The organism is Mycobacterium sp. Dal123C01, from assembly GCF_052566995.1.
Genome location: NZ_CP199580.1, coordinates 1,759,693 through 1,779,455, shown reverse-complemented (window position 1 = coordinate 1,779,455; position 19,763 = coordinate 1,759,693). Strand labels below are relative to the sequence as shown.

The 19,763-nt window shown below is 66.5% G+C and carries 17 protein-coding genes, 1 tRNA gene and 1 pseudogene; 8 read left to right on the top strand and 11 right to left on the bottom strand.

Features of this window, described 5'->3' with window-relative positions:
- The first annotated feature begins 38 nt into the window (after positions 1-38).
- The 3 genes from ACTXG5_RS08425 to ACTXG5_RS08415 are packed head-to-tail and all read left to right on the top strand — an operon-like array spanning position 39 to position 2,491.
- Positions 39-1,400: a hypothetical protein gene (locus ACTXG5_RS08425; RefSeq protein ID WP_445163233.1), complete on the top strand. Its 1,362-nt coding sequence runs from the start codon at positions 39-41 to the stop codon at positions 1,398-1,400.
- A gap of 34 nt (positions 1,401-1,434) precedes the next feature.
- Complete coding sequence (locus tag ACTXG5_RS08420) at positions 1,435-2,136, top strand: glycosyltransferase family 2 protein (RefSeq protein ID WP_445163232.1); 702 nt, start codon at positions 1,435-1,437, stop codon at positions 2,134-2,136.
- 13 nt (positions 2,137-2,149) lie between these two features.
- Positions 2,150-2,491, top strand: coding sequence for a DUF2304 domain-containing protein (locus ACTXG5_RS08415; protein ID WP_313865697.1), 342 nt, complete (start codon positions 2,150-2,152; stop codon positions 2,489-2,491).
- On the opposite strand, the gene ACTXG5_RS08410 is transcribed toward ACTXG5_RS08415, so the two are convergent.
- Positions 2,488-3,432, bottom strand: coding sequence for an NAD-dependent epimerase/dehydratase family protein (locus tag ACTXG5_RS08410; protein WP_445163231.1), 945 nt, complete (start codon positions 3,430-3,432; stop codon positions 2,488-2,490). The genes ACTXG5_RS08415 and ACTXG5_RS08410 overlap by 4 nt on opposite strands.
- Before the next feature lie 32 nt (positions 3,433-3,464).
- Between ACTXG5_RS08410 and ACTXG5_RS08405 the strand changes: the two genes are divergently transcribed.
- Positions 3,465-5,255 carry a hypothetical protein gene (locus ACTXG5_RS08405; protein ID WP_445163230.1) on the top strand — a complete coding sequence of 597 codons (1,791 nt, stop codon included), beginning with the start codon at positions 3,465-3,467 and terminating at the stop codon, positions 5,253-5,255.
- Between the two features lies 1 nt (position 5,256).
- On the opposite strand, the gene ACTXG5_RS08400 is transcribed toward ACTXG5_RS08405, so the two are convergent.
- From ACTXG5_RS08400 to ACTXG5_RS08385, 4 genes are all read right to left on the bottom strand, one after another.
- Positions 5,257-5,478 (bottom strand): DUF3060 domain-containing protein, encoded by a 222-nt coding sequence (locus ACTXG5_RS08400; protein WP_445163229.1) that lies wholly within the window; start codon positions 5,476-5,478, stop codon positions 5,257-5,259.
- A 281-nt stretch (positions 5,479-5,759) separates the two neighbouring features.
- Positions 5,760-6,062: a hypothetical protein gene (locus tag ACTXG5_RS08395; RefSeq protein WP_445163228.1), complete on the bottom strand. Its 303-nt coding sequence runs from the start codon at positions 6,060-6,062 to the stop codon at positions 5,760-5,762.
- A gap of 124 nt (positions 6,063-6,186) precedes the next feature.
- Positions 6,187-6,262, bottom strand: a tRNA-Thr gene (locus ACTXG5_RS08390).
- 55 nt (positions 6,263-6,317) lie between these two features.
- Positions 6,318-7,526 carry a DNA polymerase III subunit delta' gene (locus ACTXG5_RS08385; protein WP_445163227.1) on the bottom strand — a complete coding sequence of 403 codons (1,209 nt, stop codon included), beginning with the start codon at positions 7,524-7,526 and terminating at the stop codon, positions 6,318-6,320.
- A gap of 155 nt (positions 7,527-7,681) precedes the next feature.
- On the opposite strand from ACTXG5_RS08385, the gene ACTXG5_RS08380 reads away from it, so the two are divergent.
- Complete coding sequence (locus tag ACTXG5_RS08380; protein WP_445163226.1) at positions 7,682-9,298, top strand: adenylate/guanylate cyclase domain-containing protein; 1,617 nt, start codon at positions 7,682-7,684, stop codon at positions 9,296-9,298.
- Positions 9,299-9,309: 11 nt separating this feature from the next.
- Here the strand turns inward: ACTXG5_RS08380 and topA are convergent, their stop codons facing one another.
- From topA to cspA, 3 genes are all read right to left on the bottom strand, one after another.
- A complete protein-coding gene (gene topA / locus ACTXG5_RS08375; protein WP_445163225.1) occupies positions 9,310-12,111 on the bottom strand; it encodes a type I DNA topoisomerase in 2,802 nt (933 codons plus the stop codon).
- A gap of 270 nt (positions 12,112-12,381) precedes the next feature.
- A complete protein-coding gene (locus tag ACTXG5_RS08370; RefSeq protein WP_445163224.1) occupies positions 12,382-12,972 on the bottom strand; it encodes a hypothetical protein in 591 nt (196 codons plus the stop codon).
- Positions 12,973-13,149: 177 nt separating this feature from the next.
- Positions 13,150-13,353 (bottom strand): cold shock protein CspA, encoded by a 204-nt coding sequence (gene cspA, locus ACTXG5_RS08365; RefSeq protein ID WP_313865688.1) that lies wholly within the window; start codon positions 13,351-13,353, stop codon positions 13,150-13,152.
- A gap of 248 nt (positions 13,354-13,601) precedes the next feature.
- On the opposite strand from cspA, the gene ACTXG5_RS08360 reads away from it, so the two are divergent.
- A complete protein-coding gene (locus ACTXG5_RS08360; protein WP_445163223.1) occupies positions 13,602-15,917 on the top strand; it encodes a DEAD/DEAH box helicase in 2,316 nt (771 codons plus the stop codon).
- Positions 15,918-16,229: 312 nt separating this feature from the next.
- Complete coding sequence (locus ACTXG5_RS08355; RefSeq protein WP_445163222.1) at positions 16,230-17,267, top strand: PAS domain-containing protein; 1,038 nt, start codon at positions 16,230-16,232, stop codon at positions 17,265-17,267.
- On the opposite strand, the gene ACTXG5_RS08350 is transcribed toward ACTXG5_RS08355, so the two are convergent.
- The 3 genes and pseudogenes from ACTXG5_RS08350 to ACTXG5_RS08340 all read right to left on the bottom strand — a co-directional run.
- On the bottom strand, positions 17,268-17,561 hold the full coding sequence (locus tag ACTXG5_RS08350) for an Rv3654c family TadE-like protein (RefSeq protein ID WP_445163221.1): 294 nt from the start codon (positions 17,559-17,561) through the stop codon (positions 17,268-17,270).
- 31 nt (positions 17,562-17,592) lie between these two features.
- Positions 17,593-17,895 carry a TadE family type IV pilus minor pilin gene (locus ACTXG5_RS08345; RefSeq protein ID WP_445163220.1) on the bottom strand — a complete coding sequence of 101 codons (303 nt, stop codon included), beginning with the start codon at positions 17,893-17,895 and terminating at the stop codon, positions 17,593-17,595.
- Between the two features lie 23 nt (positions 17,896-17,918).
- Positions 17,919-18,050: pseudogene (locus ACTXG5_RS08340) on the bottom strand (DUF4244 domain-containing protein); the annotation flags it as partial.
- Between the two features lie 34 nt (positions 18,051-18,084).
- Here ACTXG5_RS08340 and ACTXG5_RS08335 point away from each other — a divergent pair.
- On the top strand, positions 18,085-19,734 hold the full coding sequence (locus ACTXG5_RS08335; RefSeq protein WP_445163219.1) for a recombinase family protein: 1,650 nt from the start codon (positions 18,085-18,087) through the stop codon (positions 19,732-19,734).
- Positions 19,735-19,763: the final 29 nt, after the last annotated feature.

The following is a 19,763-nucleotide window of genomic DNA, read 5'->3' as shown; positions in this document are numbered from 1 at the left end:
CTAGCGAAGCCGCTCGCCGTTGCCAGCCATCAGCACCGATGCGCTTACTATTTTCAAATTGTGGCGATGCATCGGGTCCGTGGGCCGAAAGTGCCGCCCCGGTGACCGAAGTCGGCGGTGCGGCATCCTCCGTGGGAGCTACCGGAGCCGCGGGAGCGTCCCAGGGGCCGATCGCGCGCGGCAGTATGGCCCGGGTCGGCATCGCGACCGCACTGACGGCGGTGTGCGGCTACGCGGTGATGTACCTGGCCGCTCGTGACCTGGCTCCGAGCGGCTTCGCAGTACTCGGGGTGTTCTGGGGGGCAACCGGCATGGTCGCCGGCGCCGCCAACGGGCTGCTGCAAGAAACCACCCGCGAGATCCGCGCCGCGCGCTACATCGATGTGCCGCCGGAACCCAGCGGAGCACACACCCATCCGCTGCGGGTTGCCGCGCTGATCGGCGTGGTCGCGGGCATCGTGATCGCCGGCAGTTCGCCGTGGTGGGGCGCGTGGGTGTTCGTGCAGTCGCCCTGGTTATCGGTGGCGCTGCTCTGTGTTGGCCTGGTTGGGTTTGGCCTGCACTGCACCCTGTTGGGGATGTTTGCCGGCACCGATCAGTGGACCCGTTATGGGGCACTGATGGTGGCCGACGCGGCCATCCGGGCGGCGGTCGCCGCGGCGACGTTCGTGCTCGGCTGGGGCCTGGTCGGGTTCTTGTGGGCAAGCGTGGCCGGCGCGGTGGCCTGGCTGATCATGCTGGTGGTCTCACCCACCGCACGCGCGACAGCTCACCTGCGGGCGCCCGGCAGCACCGCGATCTTCTTGCGCGGCACCGCCCATTCGGTGACCGCGGCCGGCGCCAACGCGATCCTGGTGATGGGATTCCCGGTGCTGCTCAGGTTGACCTCGACTGAGCTCGGGGCACGAGGCGGCGTGATCATCCTCGCGGTGACGCTGACCCGGGCGCCGGTGCTGGTGCCCCTGATGACCATGCAAGGCAACCTCATCGCTCATTTCGTCGACGAGCGCGCCAACCGCCTTCGGGCGCTGATCGGCCCGACGTGGGTCCTCGGCGGGATCGGCGCAGTCGGGGTGCTGGCGGCGGGCGTGGTGGGGCCGTGGCTGCTGCGGGTCGCCTTCGGGTCTCAGTACGACGCCGGCAGCGCACTGTTGGCGTGGCTCACAGCGGCTGCGGTGGCGATCGGCATGCTGATGCTCACCGGCGCCGCCGTGGTCGCGGCCAAACTGCATCGGGCGTATGCGCTGGGGTGGGTCGGGGCGACACTGGCGTCGGGACTGCTGTTACTGCTGCCGCTGCCGCTGGAGACCCGCACCGTGGTTGCGCTGCTGTGCGGTCCGCTGGTGGGAATCGGCGTGCACCTGGTGGCCCTGGCGCGCGCCGGACGCTCAGCTGGCTGATCCACCTGGTCCAGCGTGTACCTTGTGGGCTTAAATGCCCACTGAAACGGATTACCCCGGCGTCTGGATCGTCATTCCGGCCTTCAACGAAGCCACGGTCATCGGTGAGGTGATCGCCGACGTGCGCTCGGTCTTCGACCACGTGGTGTGCGTCGACGACGGCAGCACCGACGACACCGGCGAAATTGCCAGGCGAGCCGGCGCTCATCTGGTGCGCCATCCGGTCAACCTGGGTCAGGGTGCAGCCATCCAGACCGGCATCGAGTACGCCCGCAAGCAGCCCGGGGCGCGGGTCTTCGCGACGTTCGACGCCGACGGGCAGCATCGCGTCAAGGACGTCGCCGCGATGATCGACCGGCTTGCGGCCGAAGACGTCGACATCGTCATCGGAACGCGGTTCGGCGGGCAGGAGGGCAGCCGGCCGCCGCTTCTGAAGCGGATCGTGCTGCAGACCGCCGCGCGGTTGAGCCCGCGCGGGCGCCGGCTTGGCCTGACCGACACCAACAACGGGCTGCGGGTGTTCAACAAGACGGTGGCCGACGGGCTGGACATCACGATGAGCGGCATGAGCCACGCCAACGAAATCATCATGCTCGTCGCCGAAAACCATTGGCGGGTCGCCGAACAGCCGGTCGAGGTGCTGTACACCGAATACTCGAAGTCGAAAGGGCAGCCGCTACTCAACGGCGTCAACATCATTTTCGACGGATTCCTGCGAGGGAGGACTCCGAGATGAAAAGGACCGAAAGATGAACTGGATCCAGGTGCTGTTGATCGGTTCGATCATCGCGCTGCTGATGTACCTGCTGCGGTCGCGGCGCAATGCGCGGTCCCGGGCCTGGGTCAAGGTCGGCTACGTCTTGTTCGTGCTGGGCGGCATCTACGCCGTGCTGCGGCCGGACGACACCACCGTGGTCGCGCAGTGGTTCGGGGTGCGCCGCGGCACCGACCTGATGCTCTATGCGCTGATCATGGCGTTCAGTTTCACCACGCTGAGCACCTATATGCGGTTCAAGGACTTGGAGTCGCGCTACGCACGCCTTGCCCGGGCCGTCGCGCTGGAGGGCGCGCAGGCGCCGGAGCCGCGCTAGCCGGTCCGGGCGTGCCGGAAGTACTCGACGGTGCGACGCACCCCTTCTTCGAGCTCAAATTTCGGCCGCCAGCCCAAAACCTTTGCGGCCAAACCAATGTCGAGGCAGGACCGCCTCAGGTCGCCCAACCGATCCGGATGAAATTCGGGGTCGTCGGGGCCGCCGACTGCCTTTGCCACCGCTGTGTGCAGTTGGCGGTCGGAGGTTTCTATTCCGGTGCCGACGTTGAAACGCTGCCCGCTGCCGGCTTCCCCGGACGCCTTGACGAAGGCATCCACCACGTCGTCGACGAACACGTAGTCGCGGGTCTTGCCGCCGTCCCCGAACACCTTGGTGGGCTTACCCGACAGCAGCGCCTGCGCGAAGATCGCCACCACTCCCGCTTCGCCGTGCGGGTCCTGCCGCGGGCCGTAGACGTTGGCCGGCGCGATGTGCGAGCAGTCCAGGTCGTACAGGTGCCGGAAGGTGTTCAGGTAGATCTCCCCTGTCACCTTTGCCGCCGCGTATGGCGACCACGGATCGGTGGGCACGGTCTCGGGGGTCGGGCATTGCTGCGGCGTGCCGTAGATGGATCCACCCGACGAGGTGTGCACGACTTTGCGGACCCCGGCGAGGCGCGCGGCCTCGGCCAGCCGGACCGTGCCGATCACGTTGACCGAGGCATCGAACTGCGGGTTGGCCACCGAGTGGCGCACGTCGATCTGCGCGGCCAGGTGGAACACCACCTCGGGGCGGTGCTCGTCGAGGATGGCGTCGAGATCCGCGGTCACGATGTCCGCTTCGACGAAGACGTGGGCGGAATCGTCGGTCAGATGCTCGAGGTTGGTCGCCTTGCCCGTCGCGAAATTGTCCAGGCTCACGACCGAATGACCGTCCGCCAGGAGGCGGTCGACCAGCGTAGACCCGATGAATCCGGCTGCCCCCGTAACCAGTGCGTGCACCGGCCCACCATACCGACCGGTAAGAAATAACCATGCCCGCCGCCATGACCCGGATGCCGCGCGTCGCGCTGGCGGCGGCCGTACTGATCGCGGTCCAGCTCGTGATACGTGCGGTGCTGGCATTCGGCGGCTATTTCTACTGGGACGACCTGATCCTGATCGGGAAGGCCGGCACCGAGGGTTTGCTGACGCCGACGTACCTGTTCGACGACCACGACGGCCACGTGATGCCGGCCGCCTTCCTGATCGCGGGCGTGCTGATCCGGCTGGCTCCGCTGGATTGGACCGGACCCGCGATCAGCCTGGTGGTGCTGCAGCTGCTAGCCTCGCTGGCGCTGTTGCGGGCGCTGTATGTGATCCTCGGCTGGCGTCGCGTGCTGCTGATCCCGTTGACGTTCGCGCTTTTCACACCGCTGGCGGTGCCCGGGTTCGCGTGGTGGGCAGCGGCGCTGAATTCGCTGCCGATGCTGGCGGCGCTGGCTTGGGTGAGCGCCGACGCGGTGCTGCTGGTGCGCACCGGCAACCAGCGCTACGCGGTGACCGGCCTCCTGGTCTATCTGGGTGGGTTGCTGTTCTTCGAGAAGGCGGCGGTGATCCCGTTCGTCGCCTTCGCGGTGGCGACCCTGCTGTGTCATGTGCGCGGGGAACGGTCCGCCCTGCTGACGGCCTGGCGTGGGGGCTTGAGGTTGTGGATCTCGTCGCTGATCCTGACGGTCGCGTGGGTGGCGCTCTACCTCACCGTGGTCAATCAGCAGCGATGGAGTTCCGACCTCGCGATGACCTGGGATCTGCTGTCTCGATCCATCACCCACGGCATCGTGCCGGGGCTGGCCGGGGGGCCGTGGCATTGGGACCGCTGGGACCCGGCCTCCCCGTGGGCCACGCCCCCGCCGCTGGCGATGGCGCTGGGCTGGCTGGTGCTGATCGCGGTGCTGGCACTGTCGCTGATCCGCAAGCAGCGCATCGGCCCGGTGTGGCTGACGGCGGCCGGTTACGCCGTGGCCTGCCAGGTGCCGATCTATCTGATGCGCTCGTCGAAGCTGACCGCGCTGGAACTCGCCCAAACCCTGCGCTATCTGCCGGATCTCGTCGTTGTGCTGGCGCTGCTGGCCGCCGTCGGTCTCGGCGCGCCCAATCGGTCGTTTGGCGCTCGCTGGCTGGACGCGTCGCCGCGACGCGAAGTGGTGACAACAAGTCTGGCGGTGTTGTTCGTGGCCAGCAGCCTGTACTCGACGGCGACCTTCCTGACCAGTTGGCGCGACAACCCCACCCAGCGCTACCTGCGCAATGTTCAATCTAGTTTAGCTGCAGCGCAAAAGAATTCGACTGCGCCGTTACTGGACCAGGAGGTCGACCCGCTAATCCTGCAACGGGTGGCCTACCCGGAGAACCTGGCCAGCCACATGTTCGCCCTGCTGCGCGACAGGCCGGAATTCACAGCGGCGACAACGCAATTGAGAATGATCGACAGTTCCGGACGACTGATCCCCGCGAGGGTCACCTGGATTCGGACCATCAAACCCGGCCCGCTCCCGCAGTGCGGCTATTTCGCCCAACCGGACAAGCCGGCGCACATGGTGCTCGACGGGCCACTGCTGCCCGCCGACTGGACGGTCGAACTCAACTACCTGGCCAACAGCGACGGCTCGATGACGATATCGCTGTCAGAGGGACCCGACGTCAAGGTTCCGGTGCATCCCGGCCTCAACCGGGTCTTCGCCCGGCTGCCGGGCGCCGGCGACGCGATCACCGTTCGGGCCAACACCACCGCGCTGGCCCTGTGCGTCGCGTCGGGCCCGGTGGGATTTCTGGCACCGGCCTGATTCAGCCGGTCTGTATGCCACCGGGTCCCCGGATGTCGTTGCTCCTGCCCGGGTTGCTGATCCGCGGGACGGCGCCTGCCGGCCCTTTCTCCCAGCTGATGTGGTTGCCCGTGCCGGTGGCCACGATAGCGGCCACGGTCTGCAGGTTCACGGTGTTCGCGACACCGCTGATGTCGACCTCGCCGCACGACCCGTTCAACGTGATGGTTGAGTCCTCACCCACATCCTGATGGGTGATTGATTTCCGCAGTCATAGGTGACGAACGAGAAGCTGCTGCCGATCTTGGCAGGCGCGAGGTCAAGCGGTAGTGGCCATCGCCCCGCGGGCGCAGTGGCCCACGCGATATCGTTTGGCGCGCAGCTGTTTCCAACCAAAGCGACAGACATCGGCGCCGCGATGGTGACGAGCATACGAAGCAGGATTCCCGTCATACCGTGACCCTGCCACCTCGCAGCCACCGGCGACGAGAGTTTACAAAGCCGGGGTTTTTATGCGATGCGCGGCTACGCGGCGCTGGGCCCGTGCCACGGCGCGGGTGCCGAAGTCTTTTTCAGGTCGCGTCGGCCCGTCGACGCCGCGCGTAGCTGGGTCACCGACGCCAGGCCGGCGCTGTCGCTCTGCTCGCCACGCTGAGCTTTGCGGTAGGTCCACCAGGCCGTGGTCATGGCCGCGATCGCCAACGCGAGAGCCAACAGGACCAAAACGTCGCCGAAGGCCAGCACCATGATGATTCCCGCCGAGATCCACACTGCCTCACCCAACGGAAAGCGTGAATCGTTGTAGCCGTTGCTGTTGGTCTGCCTCATGTCAGCCTCGCTCAAAATAGGTAGCCACCTTGAAGTGACCACCCGTTGCAACGCGGGAGCACGGGGAACGCTGCCCCGATCCGGGGCGATGGTGACCCAACTCACTGTGGAGTCCGCTGGTTGGTGGAGCCGCCTGGGGGAGTCGAACCCCCGACCTATTCATTACGAGTGAATCGCTCTACCGACTGAGCTAAGGCGGCATACCCGCACGCCGGGCGGCACGAGTCTACGACAGGCGGCCGCGTGCGCCCAACTTCAATCCCGCAGTTGCTGCCCGATGGTGGCCACCATCGCGTCGACGGCGAACTTGGGCTTGACGTTGATCGCCAGCGCTTCGCGGCACTCCAGCACCGCTTCGATGCAACGCAGCAGGCGCTCGGGCGAGGCGTGGTGGGCCAGCGTCGCCACCCGTTCGGCCATATCCGGATGGTTGGCCGCCACCCCGCCCGCATGCGCCGAGACCACCAGCGCGTCGCGGAAGTAGGTCGCCAGGTCGATCAGCGCCCGGTCCAGCGCATCGCGCGATGCCCGGGTCTGGCGGGACTTCTGCCGCCGCTCGAGGTCCTTGATCGCCCCCGTGGCGCCGCGCATGGCCCCGGCGGTGCCCTTACCCGTGCCGCCGGCCCCCAGCGCCGTCCGCAGCTCTTCGGTCTCGGCCTCGGAGCGGTCGGCGGTCAGCACGACGGCCTCTGTTTCGGCCGCGGCCACCAACTCCTCGGCGGCGGCGTAGGCGCGCGCCGGGGTCGCGGCATCGCGCACCAGTCCCAGCGCCCGCTCCCGTCGTTCCCGGGCCTCCGGGTCCGTCGCCAGCCGGCGGGCCCGCCCCACGTGACCACCGCTGACCGACGCCGCCCAGTTGGCCGTGTCGGCGGTCAGGCCGTCACTGTCGATCAGGACCTGCGCGATCGACTCGGTCGACGGCGTCACCAGCGCCACATGCCGGCACCGGGACCGCAGCGTGACCGCGATGTCCTCGGGATCCACCGACGGCGCGCACAGCAGGAACACCGTCGACGGCGGCGGTTCCTCGACCACCTTCAGCAACGCGTTGGCGGCACCTTCGGTCAACCGATCGGCGTCCTCGATCACCACGATCTGCCGGTGCCCGGTGGTCGGGCGCCGGGACGCGATCTGCACGATGGCGCGCATTTCGTCGACGCCGATGGACAGGCCTTCGGGAATCACCCGCCGGACATCGGCGTGAGTGCCGGCCATCGTCGTCGTGCAGGCCCGGCACTGCCCGCAACCGGGCTCCCCATCTGACATGCATTGCAGCGCGGCCGCGAAGCACAGCGCCGCAATCGAGCGCCCCGAACCCGGCGGACCGGTGATGAGCCACGCATGTGTCATAGTCCCGTGGTCCACACCGCTGTGACCGGGAACACCTCGGGCGGCCCTGGCAGCGGCGAGCAGCTCGGCTTCCACCGCTTCTTGGCCTACCAGCCGCGTAAACACTCCGGACATCACCGGCAACATTAGTGAGACAAACCGACGTGTACCGACTCGCTACCGTATCGCGACAATTCCGTGATCTTTGCCGACGTTTCGCCAGGATCCGGCGACTTGCCGAAGCAATTTAGGGTTACCGGCTAGTCCCTACCGACCGATACGGTGGGTTGGTGGCAACGGCGGATGGTCTGCCCGGACGAATCAGCGGGTTCGTCCGGTGGGTGGTGCGCACCCCGTGGCCGCTGTTCTCGCTGAGCATGCTGCAGGCCGACATCATCGGCGCCCTGTTCGTGCTCGGCTTCCTGCGGTACGGCCTGCCGCCCCAGGACCGTATTCAACTGCAGGATCTGCCGACGCTCAACCTGGCGATCTTCGCCGGCTCCTTGGTCATCTTGTTCCTTGTCGGTGTCGTGGTGAACCTCAGACTGCTGATGCCGGTTTTCCGCTGGCAGCGCCGCGACAACATGCTCGCCGAGACCGATCCGGCGGCCACCGAACTGGCCCGTAGCCGCGCTTTGCGCATGCCGTACTACCGCACGCTGAGCACCGTCGTGTACTGGTGCATCGGCGGTGTGGTGTTCGTCGTCGCCAGCTGGTCGGTGGCCAGGTTCGCGGCGCCGGTGGTCACGGTCGCGACCGCATTGGGGGCCGCGGCCACCGCGATCATCGGCTACCTGCAATCCGAACGGGTCTTGCGGCCGGTGGCGGTCGCCGCGCTGCGCAGCGGGGTGCCGGAGAACGTCAAGGCACCCGGCGTCATCCTGCGCCAGATCCTGACCTGGATGCTCTCCACCGCGGTGCCGCTGCTGGCGATCGTGCTCGCCGTGGTGGCCGACAAGGTTTCGCTGCTCCACACCGCACCGGAGAGCCTGTTCAATCCGATCCTGTTGTTGGCCCTGACGGCGCTGGGCGTCGGGTTCATCAGCACCCTGCTGGTGGCCATGTCGATCGCCGACCCCCTTCGCCAGCTGCGCTGGGCGCTCTCGGAGGTGCAGCGCGGTAACTACAACGCGCACATGCAGATCTATGACGCCAGCGAGCTGGGCCTGCTGCAAGCCGGATTCAACGACATGGTGCGCGACCTGTCCGAGCGGCAGCGGCTACGTGACCTGTTCGGTCGCTACGTCGGCGAAGACGTCGCCCGCCGGGCCCTGGAACGCGGCACCGAGCTGGGCGGCCAGGAGCGCGACGTCGCCGTGCTGTTCGTCGATCTGGTCGGCTCCACCCAGCTGGCCGCGACACGGCCGCCCGCCGAGGTGGTCCACCTGCTCAACGAGTTCTTCCGAGTGGTGGTCGACGCCGTCGCCCGCCACGGGGGCTTCGTCAACAAGTTCCAGGGCGATGCCGCGCTGGCCATCTTCGGCGCACCCATCGAACATCCGGACGCTTCCGGTGGCGCGCTGGCGGCCGCCCGTGAGCTGCACGACGAACTCCTCCCGGTGATCGGCGTCGCCGAGTTCGGCATCGGGGTGTCGTCCGGCCGGGCCATCGCCGGCCATATCGGCGCGCAGGCCCGCTTCGAGTACACCGTCATCGGCGACCCGGTCAACGAGGCGGCACGGCTGACCGAGCTGGCCAAACTCGAGGCCGGGCACGTGCTGGCGTCGGCGATCGCGGTCAGTGGCGCGCTGGATGCCGAAGCCTTGTGCTGGGACGTTGGCGAGGTCGTCGAGCTACGCGGTCGCTCCGCGCCTACTCAGCTGGCCCGGCCGCTGAATCTTGCTGCCCCCGCGGGGGTTTCGACCCCGCGGCCGGTCGTCGAAGAAGTAACCAGCGAAATTATGTGATCAGCGGCAGGCTAACTGCGCTTGACGGCCTTTTTCGCCGGGGCCTTGCGGGTGGTCTTGCGGGCGGGCTTTTTCGCCGGACCCCTGGCCCGCCGGTCGGCCAGCAGTTCGGCGGCGCGCTCGTCGGTGATCGACAGTACGTCGTCGGCCTTGCGCAGGCTGGCGTTGGTCTCACCGTCGGTGACGTAGGGCCCAAATCGCCCGTCCTTGATCACCATTGGCTTGCCCGAGGCCGGGTCATTCCCCAACTCGCGCAGCGGCGGCACCGCAGCGCCTTGCCTGCCACGGCGTTTCGGCTCTGCGTAGATCTTCAGCGCCTCGTCCAGCGTGATCGTGAACATCTGATCCTCGGTCGCCAGCGAACGAGAATCGGTGCCGCGCTTCAGGTATGGGCCGTAGCGCCCATTCTGCGCGGTGATCTCCTCGCCGGATTGCGGATCCGCACCGACCACCCGGGGCAGTGACAGCAGTTTCAACGCGTCCTCGAGCGTGACGCTCTGCAGATCCATGGTGCGCAGCAGCGAGCCGGTGCGGGGCTTGGGCCCGGTGGGCTTCTTACCCTTCTTCGCCGGGGCGGTACCCTCGTCCTCCGCGGGCGGCTCGGGCAGCACCTCGGTCACATACGGGCCGTAACGGCCGTCCTTGGCGACGATTTCGTGGCCGCTTTCGGGATCCACGCCCAGCGAGCGCCCCTCTTGCGGCGTGGCGAAAAGCTCCTCGGCCACCTCGAGCGTCAGCTCGTCAGGAGTCAGCGAGTCATTGAGGTTGGCCCGCTGCGGCTTTGGCTCACCATCGTCGCCCGCGATCGTGCGCTCCAGGTAAGGTCCGTTCTTGCCGACCCGGACGTAGACGGCGCGACCCTGTTCATCGTCAAAAAGCTTGATGGAGTTAACTTCTCGGGCATCAATACCTTCGAGGTTGACGCCGACGAGCTTCTTGAGCCCACCGGAGCGGGCCACCGAGTCGGCCACGCCGTGGTCGCCGCCGAAGTAAAAGTTGTTGAGCCAGTTGGTGCGTTGCTCGTTGCCCGACGCGATCGCGTCGAGCTCATCTTCCATCGCCGCGGTGAAGTCGTAGTCGACGAGCCGACCGAAATGCTGTTCCAGCAGACCGGTGACGGCGAACGCGACCCACGACGGCACCAGCGCGCTGCCCTTTTTGTGCACGTAGCCGCGGTCCTGGATGGTCTTGATGATCGACGAGTACGTCGACGGGCGGCCGATACCCAGCTCCTCGAGCGACTTGATGAGTGAGGCTTCGGTGTAGCGGGCCGGCGGGTTGGTGGCATGGCCGTCGGGAGTGAGCTCCAGGGCGTCCAGCCGCTGGCCCTCGGTCAGCTGAGGCAGCCGGCGCTCGGCGTCGTCGGCCTCGCCGCCGACCTGGTCGTCCACGGTTTCCACGTAGGCCTTGAGGAAGCCGGCGAAGGTGATGGTGCGGCCGGACGCGGAGAACACCACCTGCTGGTCGCCCTCCGAGCCGGCCGCAGCACCGGCGATCCGCAAACTCAGGGTCGTACCGCGTGCGTCGGCCATCTGCGAGGCCACCGTGCGCTGCCAGATCAGCTCGTAAAGCCGGAATTCGTCGCCGTCGAGTTCGCGGCGTACCGCATCCGGAGTGGCGAACGTCTCACCCGCCGGCCGGATCGCCTCGTGGGCCTCCTGGGCGTTCTTGACCTTGCGGGTGTACTGACGCGGCGACGGGGACACGTACTCGTCACCGTAGAGCTGCGCGGCCTGACTGCGCGCCGCGCCGATCGCCGACTGGGACAGCGTCGTCGAGTCGGTACGCATATAGGTGATGTAGCCGTTTTCGTAGAGCCGCTGGGCGATGCTCATCGTCCGCTCGGAGGAGAAGCGCAGCTTGCGGCCGGCCTCCTGTTGCAGCGTCGACGTCATGAACGGCGCGTAGGGGCGGCGGGTGTAGGGCTTCTCCTCGACCGAGGCCACGGACAGCTGTGCGCCGCGCAATCCGGTGGCCAGCGCGGTGGCCCGGGCTTCGTCGAGCACCACGACTTCGTCGGCCTTGCGCAGCGTGCCCAGCGAGTCGAAATCACGGCCGGCGGCGACCCGCAGTCCGTCGACGGAGGTCAGCCGCGCGGTAAAGGTGGGTGGCTGCGCGTTCGGGTCAGACACGCTGGCGTCCAGCTGGGCAACGATGTCCCAGTACGAAGCGCTGCGGAACGCCATGCGGTCGCGTTCGCGCTGCACGATGATGCGGGTGGCCACGGACTGCACCCGGCCCGCCGACAGCCTGGGCGCGACCTTCTTCCACAGCACCGGACTGACCTCGTAGCCATACAGCCGGTCCAGGATGCGCCGGGTTTCCTGCGCGTCGACCAGGTCGATGTCGAGGTCGCGGGGATTTGCCGCGGCTTCCAAGATGGCAGGCTCGGTGATCTCGTGGAACACCATCCGCTTGACCGGGATGCGGGGCTTGAGGGTTTCCAGCAGATGCCAGGCGATGGCCTCGCCCTCGCGGTCACCATCAGTGGCCAGATAGAGCTCGTCGACGTCTTTGAGCAGGCCCTTGAGTTCGGTGACCGTGCTCTTCTTCTCCGGGCTGATGATGTAGAGCGGTTCGAAGTCGGCGTCGACGTTGACTCCGAGCCGGGCCCAGGGCTCCGACTTGAACTTGGCGGGCACGTCGGCGGCGGCCCGGGGCAGGTCGCGGATGTGACCTCGCGACGATTCGACGATGTACGCCGAGCCCAGATAACCCGCGAGTTTGCGCGCTTTCGTCGGCGACTCGACGATCACAAGTCGCCTCAGGCTGCCATTGCCGCTACTGTCGCGGCCTGATTTCGGGTCAGCCACCTGCGCTTACGCTCCATATCTTCTCCCGGTCCCGTTCGAGACCGCCCTGAGGAAGAATGACAGGCTGACGTCTGAAATTCCGCTGAAATTCAGATACGCCAGCGTTCCTTCCCATCGGGCACCTGACAATTTCGCACCCGAAGGCGGGCCGACGCAAACCGACTCCCCGTAAACGCAGGTTCTAGCAATGGCTTGACCCGGGTGGCGAGTGCTGCCCTGAGCGCCGGCCGATCCTCGCCCCGGACCGCTCGCGTACGGCGGCTCGGGCGGCTAAACCCGGGGCCACAGCGCCAACGCCTCGGCGCCGTCAGGGTGTTCCCCCACGTTCTCTACCAGCCGCGATAGCCTGCGACGGCCGCTGATGCGAAGTGCCGGGCGCCCGCCACGGGTGCCGATCAGGGTGGGCGCGATCCCGACCCGCATCAGGGCCGACGCCAACGGCGAATGGGTGTCGGGGGCGTGCGGATCCAAACCCAGTTGATAGTGGTCGCCCTCGGGAGTGCCCGCCGCGATAGTCCACGCCCGCAACTCGCGCGGGCCGGGCAGCCAGCGCGGTGGCACCGTCTTAACCGCGCCACGGGTCCATTCGGCGGCGATAGCGGCCAATAACGGGTCGATCGCCGTCCGCACCAGAGGTGTGTCTTCGTCGGTACGGCCGATCTCAGCTACCAACCCGGCCTTGTCGATCATCTCGGCCAGGGCCGAGGCGCGCCACAGCTGATCCACGACCACCGAGAGCCGGGCACCCCGGGTGTCGGCCGCTCCAACCGTCACGATCTGGCCAGAGGCCGCCAGCACCCCACACAGATCGGCGACCGCAGGGGGCACCGCCTCCGCTGTGAAGAAGGAAAGCTGGCTCACCACACCGACAGTAAGCCAGGTCGCCCATCCTCGCTTCGAGGCATTCGGCGCGGCGACCGACCTTGCGGGTCAGCCGCTTGGCCCGCAGGTTGCACGGCCGTGAAGAGATAGTGAAAACCCCCCGGTGGAACCCGCTGAGCGGGTTGTACGGGGGGTTTTCGTCAGAATCTGCTCGATTTAGACGGAGCGGACTCCGGTGGCCTGGGGGCCCTTAGGGCTCTGGCCGATATCGAACTCGACCTTCTGGTTTTCTTCGAGGGTGCGGAAGCCCGAACCCTGGATCTCCGTGTAGTGGACAAAAACATCTGCGGAACCATCTTCGGGGGCGATGAAGCCGAACCCCTTCTCCGCGTTGAACCACTTCACAGTTCCCTGTGGCATTTCTCGATCTTTCCTTTTCTTCAAGGTGCGGTGCACCGCGTTTCGGCGCACCGGGCCCGTTGTCACCGCCATACCTCACGGAGTCGTCGGAACTGCACCCGACCGTTAACCTCGCAGGAACCGCGGGTCGCAACGTCGATCCTGCGAAAGTTTGACACGAACACAGAAGCTACGACCGCAAACAGTCAACCATGTTCATCGCCTCGGCGACAGACTTGTATCGGTGACGGATTCTTGGAGGGTATGAGGTGGCGAGTTTCGGCGCCGACCTGCTCGCCGTCGCGCTCGCCGGTACCGCGCCGGGCGAGCATCCGCTGCGCCATGTGGCGGAGCTACCGGCCCGCAGCGGCCGGTCCCATAGTTGGCCGGAGTGGGCCGAAACCGACGTCGTTGCGGCCTTTACCGGCCGTGGCATCAGCGCGCCATGGTCGCACCAGGCGCAGGCCGCCGAATTCGCCCACGCCGGCCGTCATGTCGTGGTCAGCACCGGCACCGCGTCGGGCAAGTCGCTGGCTTATCAACTGCCCGTTCTCAATGCGCTGGCGACCGATCCGTTGGCCCGGGTGCTATACCTGTCGCCGACGAAAGCCCTTGGTCACGACCAGTTGCGCGCCGCACACGCCCTGACTTCCGCTGTCCCGCAGCTGGGCCATCCCAGTTTCGCGGTCGCGCCCACCGCCTACGACGGCGACAGCCCCGCCGAAGTTCGCCGCTTTGCGCGGGAGCGTTCCCGATGGCTGTTCTCCAACCCCGACATGATCCATTTGTCGATTTTGCGAAATCATCCGCGTTGGGCCGTTTTGCTGCGCGGCCTGCGCTTCGTGATCGTCGACGAATGCCATTACTACCGCGGCGTTTTCGGTTCGAACGTGGCGATGGTGCTGCGCCGGCTGTTGCGGCTGTGCGCGCGTTATTCATCAGCGCCGACAGTGATTTTCGCCAGCGCGACGACGGATTCACCGGGCACGACGGCCTCCGAGCTCATCGGCCTGCCCGTCGAAGAGGTCACCGAAGACGGCTCACCGCAAGGGGCCCGCACCGTGGCGTTGTGGGAGCCCGCGCTGCGCACCGACGTCACCGGCGAGCACGGTGCCCCGGTGCGCCGTTCCGCCGGCGCTGAGGCGGCGCGGGTGATGGCCGACCTGATCGCCGAGGGAGCGCAGACCCTGACCTTCGTGCGTTCCCGGCGCGCTGCCGAATTGACCGCTTTGGGCGCCCAAGCGCGGCTGGACGACGTTGCTCCGGAGCTGTCGCACACCGTGGCGTCCTACCGGGCCGGTTATCTCGCCGAGGACCGCAATTCGCTGGAGCGTGCCCTGGCAGAGGGCAGGCTGCGCGGCTTGGCCACCACCAACGCGCTGGAGTTGGGTGTCGACATTGCCGGGCTGGACGCGGTGGTGCTCGCCGGATTTCCCGGGACGGTTGCGTCCTTCTGGCAGCAGGCCGGCCGCTCGGGCCGGCGCGGCCAGGGTGCGCTGGTGGTGCTGATCGCCCGGGACGATCCACTGGACACGTATCTGGTCCACAATCCCGCGGCGCTGCTGGACAAACCGGTCGAGCGCGTGGTCATCGACCCCGCCAACCCGTACATTCTCGGACCACAACTACTTTGCGCCGCAACAGAATTGCCGCTCGAGGAGGCGGAGGTACGAGACTTCGGCGCCGCGCAAGTGGCCGAGGGGCTGGTTGACGACGGCCTGCTGCGTCGGCGCAGTGGCAAGTACTTTCCCGCGCCCGGCCTAGAACCACATGGCGCGGTGGACATCCGGGGCTCGGCCGGCGGCCAGATCGTCATCGTGGAGGCCGACACCGGGCGACTGCTGGGCAGTACCGGGGCCGGTCAGGCCCCCGCCTCCGTCCATCCGGGGGCAGTGTACCTGCACCAGGGCGACACTTACGTCGTTGATTCGCTGGATTTCGAGGACGGAATCGCCTTCGTGCACGCCGAGGATCCCGGCTATGCAACGTTCGCGCGCGAAATCACCGACATCAACGTCACCGGCAGCGGCGAGCGATTGACTTTCGGTCCGGTAACCCTGGGTGTGGTGCCGGTCAGGGTCACCCACCAGGTGGTGGGCTACCTGCGCCGGCGCCTTTCCGGGGAGGTCATCGATTTCATCGAGCTGGACATGCCGGAACATGTTCTCGACACCACCGCGGTCATGTACACCATCACTCCGGAGACATTGGAGCGCAACGGGATTGACGCGGCGCGGATTCCCGGCTCGTTGCATGCCGCCGAACATGCTGCCATTGGCCTGCTGCCGTTGGTGGCCAGCTGCGACCGCGGCGACATCGGCGGGATGTCCACCGCGCTCGGTCCGCTGGGTGAGCCCAGTGTTTTCGTCTACGACGGGTATCCGGGTGGGGCGGGATTCGCTGAACGCGGCTTCCGGCAGGCACGCACCTGGTTGAGCGCAACCGCAGCAGCCATCGAAGCGTGTGAATGCCCGATGGGTTGTCCGTCGTGCGTGCAGTCCCCCAAGTGCGGCAACGGTAACGACCCGTTGGACAAGGCGGGAGCTGTGCTGGTGCTGCGACTAGTGCTTGCGGAGTTGCCGTAAAGATCGCGCTGAGCAACGTAGCGGACGGCGACCGACCCCTCGACGGTCGACCTCCACGGATCTGCACATAACAACCGCCGAGTGCGTTTCCTTTTGACTGAAGAAACGCCAGCGTGCTGTCTCAAAGCGCGACCAACGGCCGGAGCAGAAAACTATCAAGGCTGTGATGGCGTTTGCAAACTTATCAGTAACTTATGGGCGGCGAGGGCGGATTCGCGGGATCCCGAACTGGTGTTGCCACGTTGTTTGCTGCAGCGGTGACCGCATGCCCGGGGAACCCTAGCGCCCGCTCGGCGCACTAAAATTGACCGCATGGCCCACGACTGGTTGCTCGTGGAGACACTGGGGGACGAACCCGCCGTGGTAGCGCAGGGGCGGCAAGTCAAGAACCTGGTCCCCATCACAACCTTCCTCCGCCGCAGTCCCCATCTCGCCGCGGTCCGGACTGCGATCGCTGAGTCGATGCGCACCGGCCAGGGCCTGACCAGCATCACCCCGAAGCGCGACCGCGTGATCCGCACCGAGCCGGTGGTGATGTCCGACGGCTGTATCCACGGTGTGCATGTGTGGACCGGCCCTGCCGACATGGAACCGCCCGAGCAGCCCATCGCGGGCCCGCTGAAGTGGGATCTGACCCTTGGGGTGGCCACCGACACCCGTGAGTCGCTGGCCATCAGCGGTAAGAATCCCGAAGTCGAAGTCACCTTTGGCCGCGCGTTTGCCGAAGATCTTCCTTCGCGCGACCTCAATCAGAACGAAGCCAAGGTGCTCGCCATGGCAGTCAAGGCCGAGCCGGGCGAGACGCTGTGCAGCACCTGGGATCTCACCGACTGGCAGGGCACGCCGCTCCGGATAGGTTTCGTAGGGCGCACCGCGATCGAGCCCGGACCAGACGGTCGGGACCACCTGGTTGCCCGGGCGATGAACTGGCGTGCCGAGCTCAAGGGCCCGGTGGTGTCCACCGACGATCTGGCCCTGCGAATCCTCAACGGGCTGCGGGAGGCAGGAGTCCACCGCGCACTCGTCGACCTCAAGAACTGGACGCTGTTGAAATGGCTCGACGAGCCCTGCACCTTCTACGACTGGCGGGGCGCAGATAAGGACAGGCCGAAGGTCCATCCCGACGACGTGTCCCAGATGTCGGCCATGACCAAGGAATTCGGTAAGGGGACAACCAGCCGTGTCCTCCGGATGCGCGGCTTCGACGGCGATTGGGTGCCGGTGCACGTGACGGCCAACCAAGTGGAGCTCGAACCCGATACCTTCGTCGGGCTGGTCTCGCTGCGATTGCCCAGCGGCGACGAGCGCGCCGCCGCCGGGCTGCCAGAAGCCCCTGGCGACACCGGCTGATTACGCGTCGGCCGGCCCTGCCCGCGCGGCGGCTTGAGCTACACCGGCAAACACCACGGCCACGTGGACGGTGACGACGACGTCGAGATCGTCCACCCGGCATCCGACGTCGTCGACCCGCATCGCGCGGGCCACCGTGTCCGCCTGGGCGCAGGCCGCCTCGGCCCCGGAGGGCAGCCGCGCCGCGGCGGCCAACGCGGCCAGATCGGCAGCCGCCTGCGCGCGATGGCGTGCCACCATCACTGCGCCGACGTATGCGCAGGCGCAGGTAACGCACAGCAGCACCGCAAGCATCGCCGCCGCGAGCACAGTCGCCGAACCGCGGTCATCCCGACGGCTCCGCCGCTGAGACCGCCCTGGCTCGAATATCCAACGTGGGCAGTATGTTTGAGTGAGCGACAACCGTCGCGACAAGGAAGTCTCCGTCGCGGTGCACCTGGATCCGCGCTCCGCCCGGCGCGATGCGGCGCGCCGCGTCGACCGCCGAGCGTTCGTCACCGCGCGCGGCAAGTCGGGCGGCCTCGCGCGCGGCATCGACACAGCGCACCTGCATTGACACCGCCGTGATACCGGCCAGGCACAGCACCAGCACCACGACCAGCGCGGCGATCGCCAATGCCGCTTCCACGGTGCTCGCTCCGGCACAGCCGACTAGACCTTGGTGTTGAGTGCGCGACCGATGATGTTGGTCAACGCCGACACGATCGAGTCGCCGGTGACCACGGTGTAGAGGATCGCCCCGAAGGCGGCCGCAGCTATTGTGCCGATGGCGTATTCAATTGTTTGGCTTTACTTCCCTGTCGATTAACATGTGTACATGAGAGCACTGATCGTCGTGCGCCTATCGCGCGTGACCGATGCGACCACTAGCCCCGAGCGTCAGATCGCGGCGTGCGAGGAGCTGTGTCGGCAGCGCGGATACGAGATCATCGGTGTAGCAGAGGATTTGGACGTGTCTGCTGGCAAGACAACACCGTTCAATCGCCCGCAGTTGGGACGGTGGCTGGCTGAGCCATCTAACTACGACGTAATCGTTTTCTTTCGTGTGGATCGCATCGTGCGTCGTCTGTTCGATCTCGCGGACCTGATCCGATGGTCACGCCAGCACGCGGTCACGTTGGTGTCGGCGACGGAGTCCCATTTCGACCTATCTACCGACTTTGGAGACATCATCGCGTTGTTAGTCGCGAAGGTCGCGGAGATGGAGCTTGAAGCAATCTCCGAGCGCAACGCGTCGGCGTTTCGCCACAACTTCTCACGCGGCAAGTACCGCGGGGGCATCCCGCCGTGGGGATACGTGCCCGAGCAGAACGAAGACGGTGAGTGGAGGCTCGTGCAGGACCCGTTGCAAGTCAACGTGATCCATGAAGTCGCCGAGCGTGTGCTGAAGGGTGAACCACTACGAGCGATCGCGCATGACTTGACCGGACGTGGAGTTTTGACTCCACGGGATCGCTTCGCGCAAGTGCGCGGTCGCGACGTTGCAAACTACGCCTGGCATTCTGGGCCCCTCAAACGCGCCCTGACGTCTCTAACGCTGCTGGGGCGCGTTGTCACACGCGAGGCATTGTTAGACGCCCAGGGACGACCTCAGCGTGACGCGAAGGGCAAGAAGGTCTTTGGCCCCGAGACCGTCATCGTTGGTGACGATGGATCGCCCGTAGTCAGGGCTGAACCCATCCTGTCGCGTGACGTGTTCGACCGACTCGGTGTGGAGCTATCGGGTCGCGAGAATCGCAAGGAACCGACCAAACGAAGCAGCGGCCTGTTGTTGCGCATTATCTACTGTGGGGTGTGTGGTCGCCCCGCGTATCGCGTCAAGGGCAGCGCCGGGCGAAAGCCTCGCTATCGTTGTGCATCGGCGCAATATGCGGACCCGTGCTCGAATCGGTCGATCTCGCTGGAGTGGGCCGAGGAGGAATTGGAACGACGGATCCTGCAGAACCTGGGGTCTATGGAGCGCCGGCAACGTGTGTGGTTCTCGGGCAATGACTACACCGACGAGCTGACCGAAGTGAACGAACTCCTCGCGGACCTCGCCGACCAGCTCGGCATGGGCACATTCAAGCGTGGAACGCCGCAACGTGCAAGGCTCGATCAGCGGATCGCGGCGCTGAGTGCACGGCAAGCCGAACTATCAAGCACACCAAGCGAACCCGCCGGGTGGCGGTACGAGCCCACGGGCGAACTGTTCTCAGAGTGGTGGGAATCTCAAGACACCGAGGCCAGGAACATCTGGCTGCGGCAAATGGACTTTCGCGTCGTGTGGAAATCGAGTGCTAGGGGCAGTCGCACCGTGGTAGATGAGTACCGCCTCGAAGGGGACCTGACCATGGACCTCGACGCTGACTGGCTCTTCGGGCCCATGGCGGACATCGTGGGCGCGCTTTCCGACCCCACCAACATTGCAACTTACGAGGCACTACCGCCTGATGATGATGAGCCGCGAAAGTCTAACCGCCAGTAGGGGTTAGATTCAAGCAACGTTCCTCTTAC

Excerpts from the sequence above, each read along its gene's own strand:
- ACTXG5_RS08405 (WP_445163230.1), top strand. The coding sequence starts at position 3,465 with ATGCCCGCCGCCATGACCCGGATGCCGCGCGTCGCGCTGGCGGCGGCC.
- ACTXG5_RS08415 (WP_313865697.1), top strand. The coding sequence starts at position 2,150 with ATGAACTGGATCCAGGTGCTGTTGATCGGTTCGATCATCGCGCTGCTG.
- ACTXG5_RS08420 (WP_445163232.1), top strand. The coding sequence starts at position 1,435 with ATGCCCACTGAAACGGATTACCCCGGCGTCTGGATCGTCATTCCGGCC.
- ACTXG5_RS08385 (WP_445163227.1), bottom strand. The coding sequence starts at position 7,526 with ATGTCCGGAGTGTTTACGCGGCTGGTAGGCCAAGAAGCGGTGGAAGCC.
- ACTXG5_RS08395 (WP_445163228.1), bottom strand. The coding sequence starts at position 6,062 with ATGAGGCAGACCAACAGCAACGGCTACAACGATTCACGCTTTCCGTTG.
- ACTXG5_RS08355 (WP_445163222.1), top strand. The coding sequence starts at position 16,230 with ATGGCCCACGACTGGTTGCTCGTGGAGACACTGGGGGACGAACCCGCC.
- cspA (WP_313865688.1), bottom strand. The coding sequence starts at position 13,353 with ATGCCACAGGGAACTGTGAAGTGGTTCAACGCGGAGAAGGGGTTCGGC.
- ACTXG5_RS08425 (WP_445163233.1), top strand. The coding sequence starts at position 39 with ATGCGCTTACTATTTTCAAATTGTGGCGATGCATCGGGTCCGTGGGCC.
- ACTXG5_RS08350 (WP_445163221.1), bottom strand. The coding sequence starts at position 17,561 with ATGCTTGCGGTGCTGCTGTGCGTTACCTGCGCCTGCGCATACGTCGGC.
- ACTXG5_RS08335 (WP_445163219.1), top strand. The coding sequence starts at position 18,085 with ATGAGAGCACTGATCGTCGTGCGCCTATCGCGCGTGACCGATGCGACC.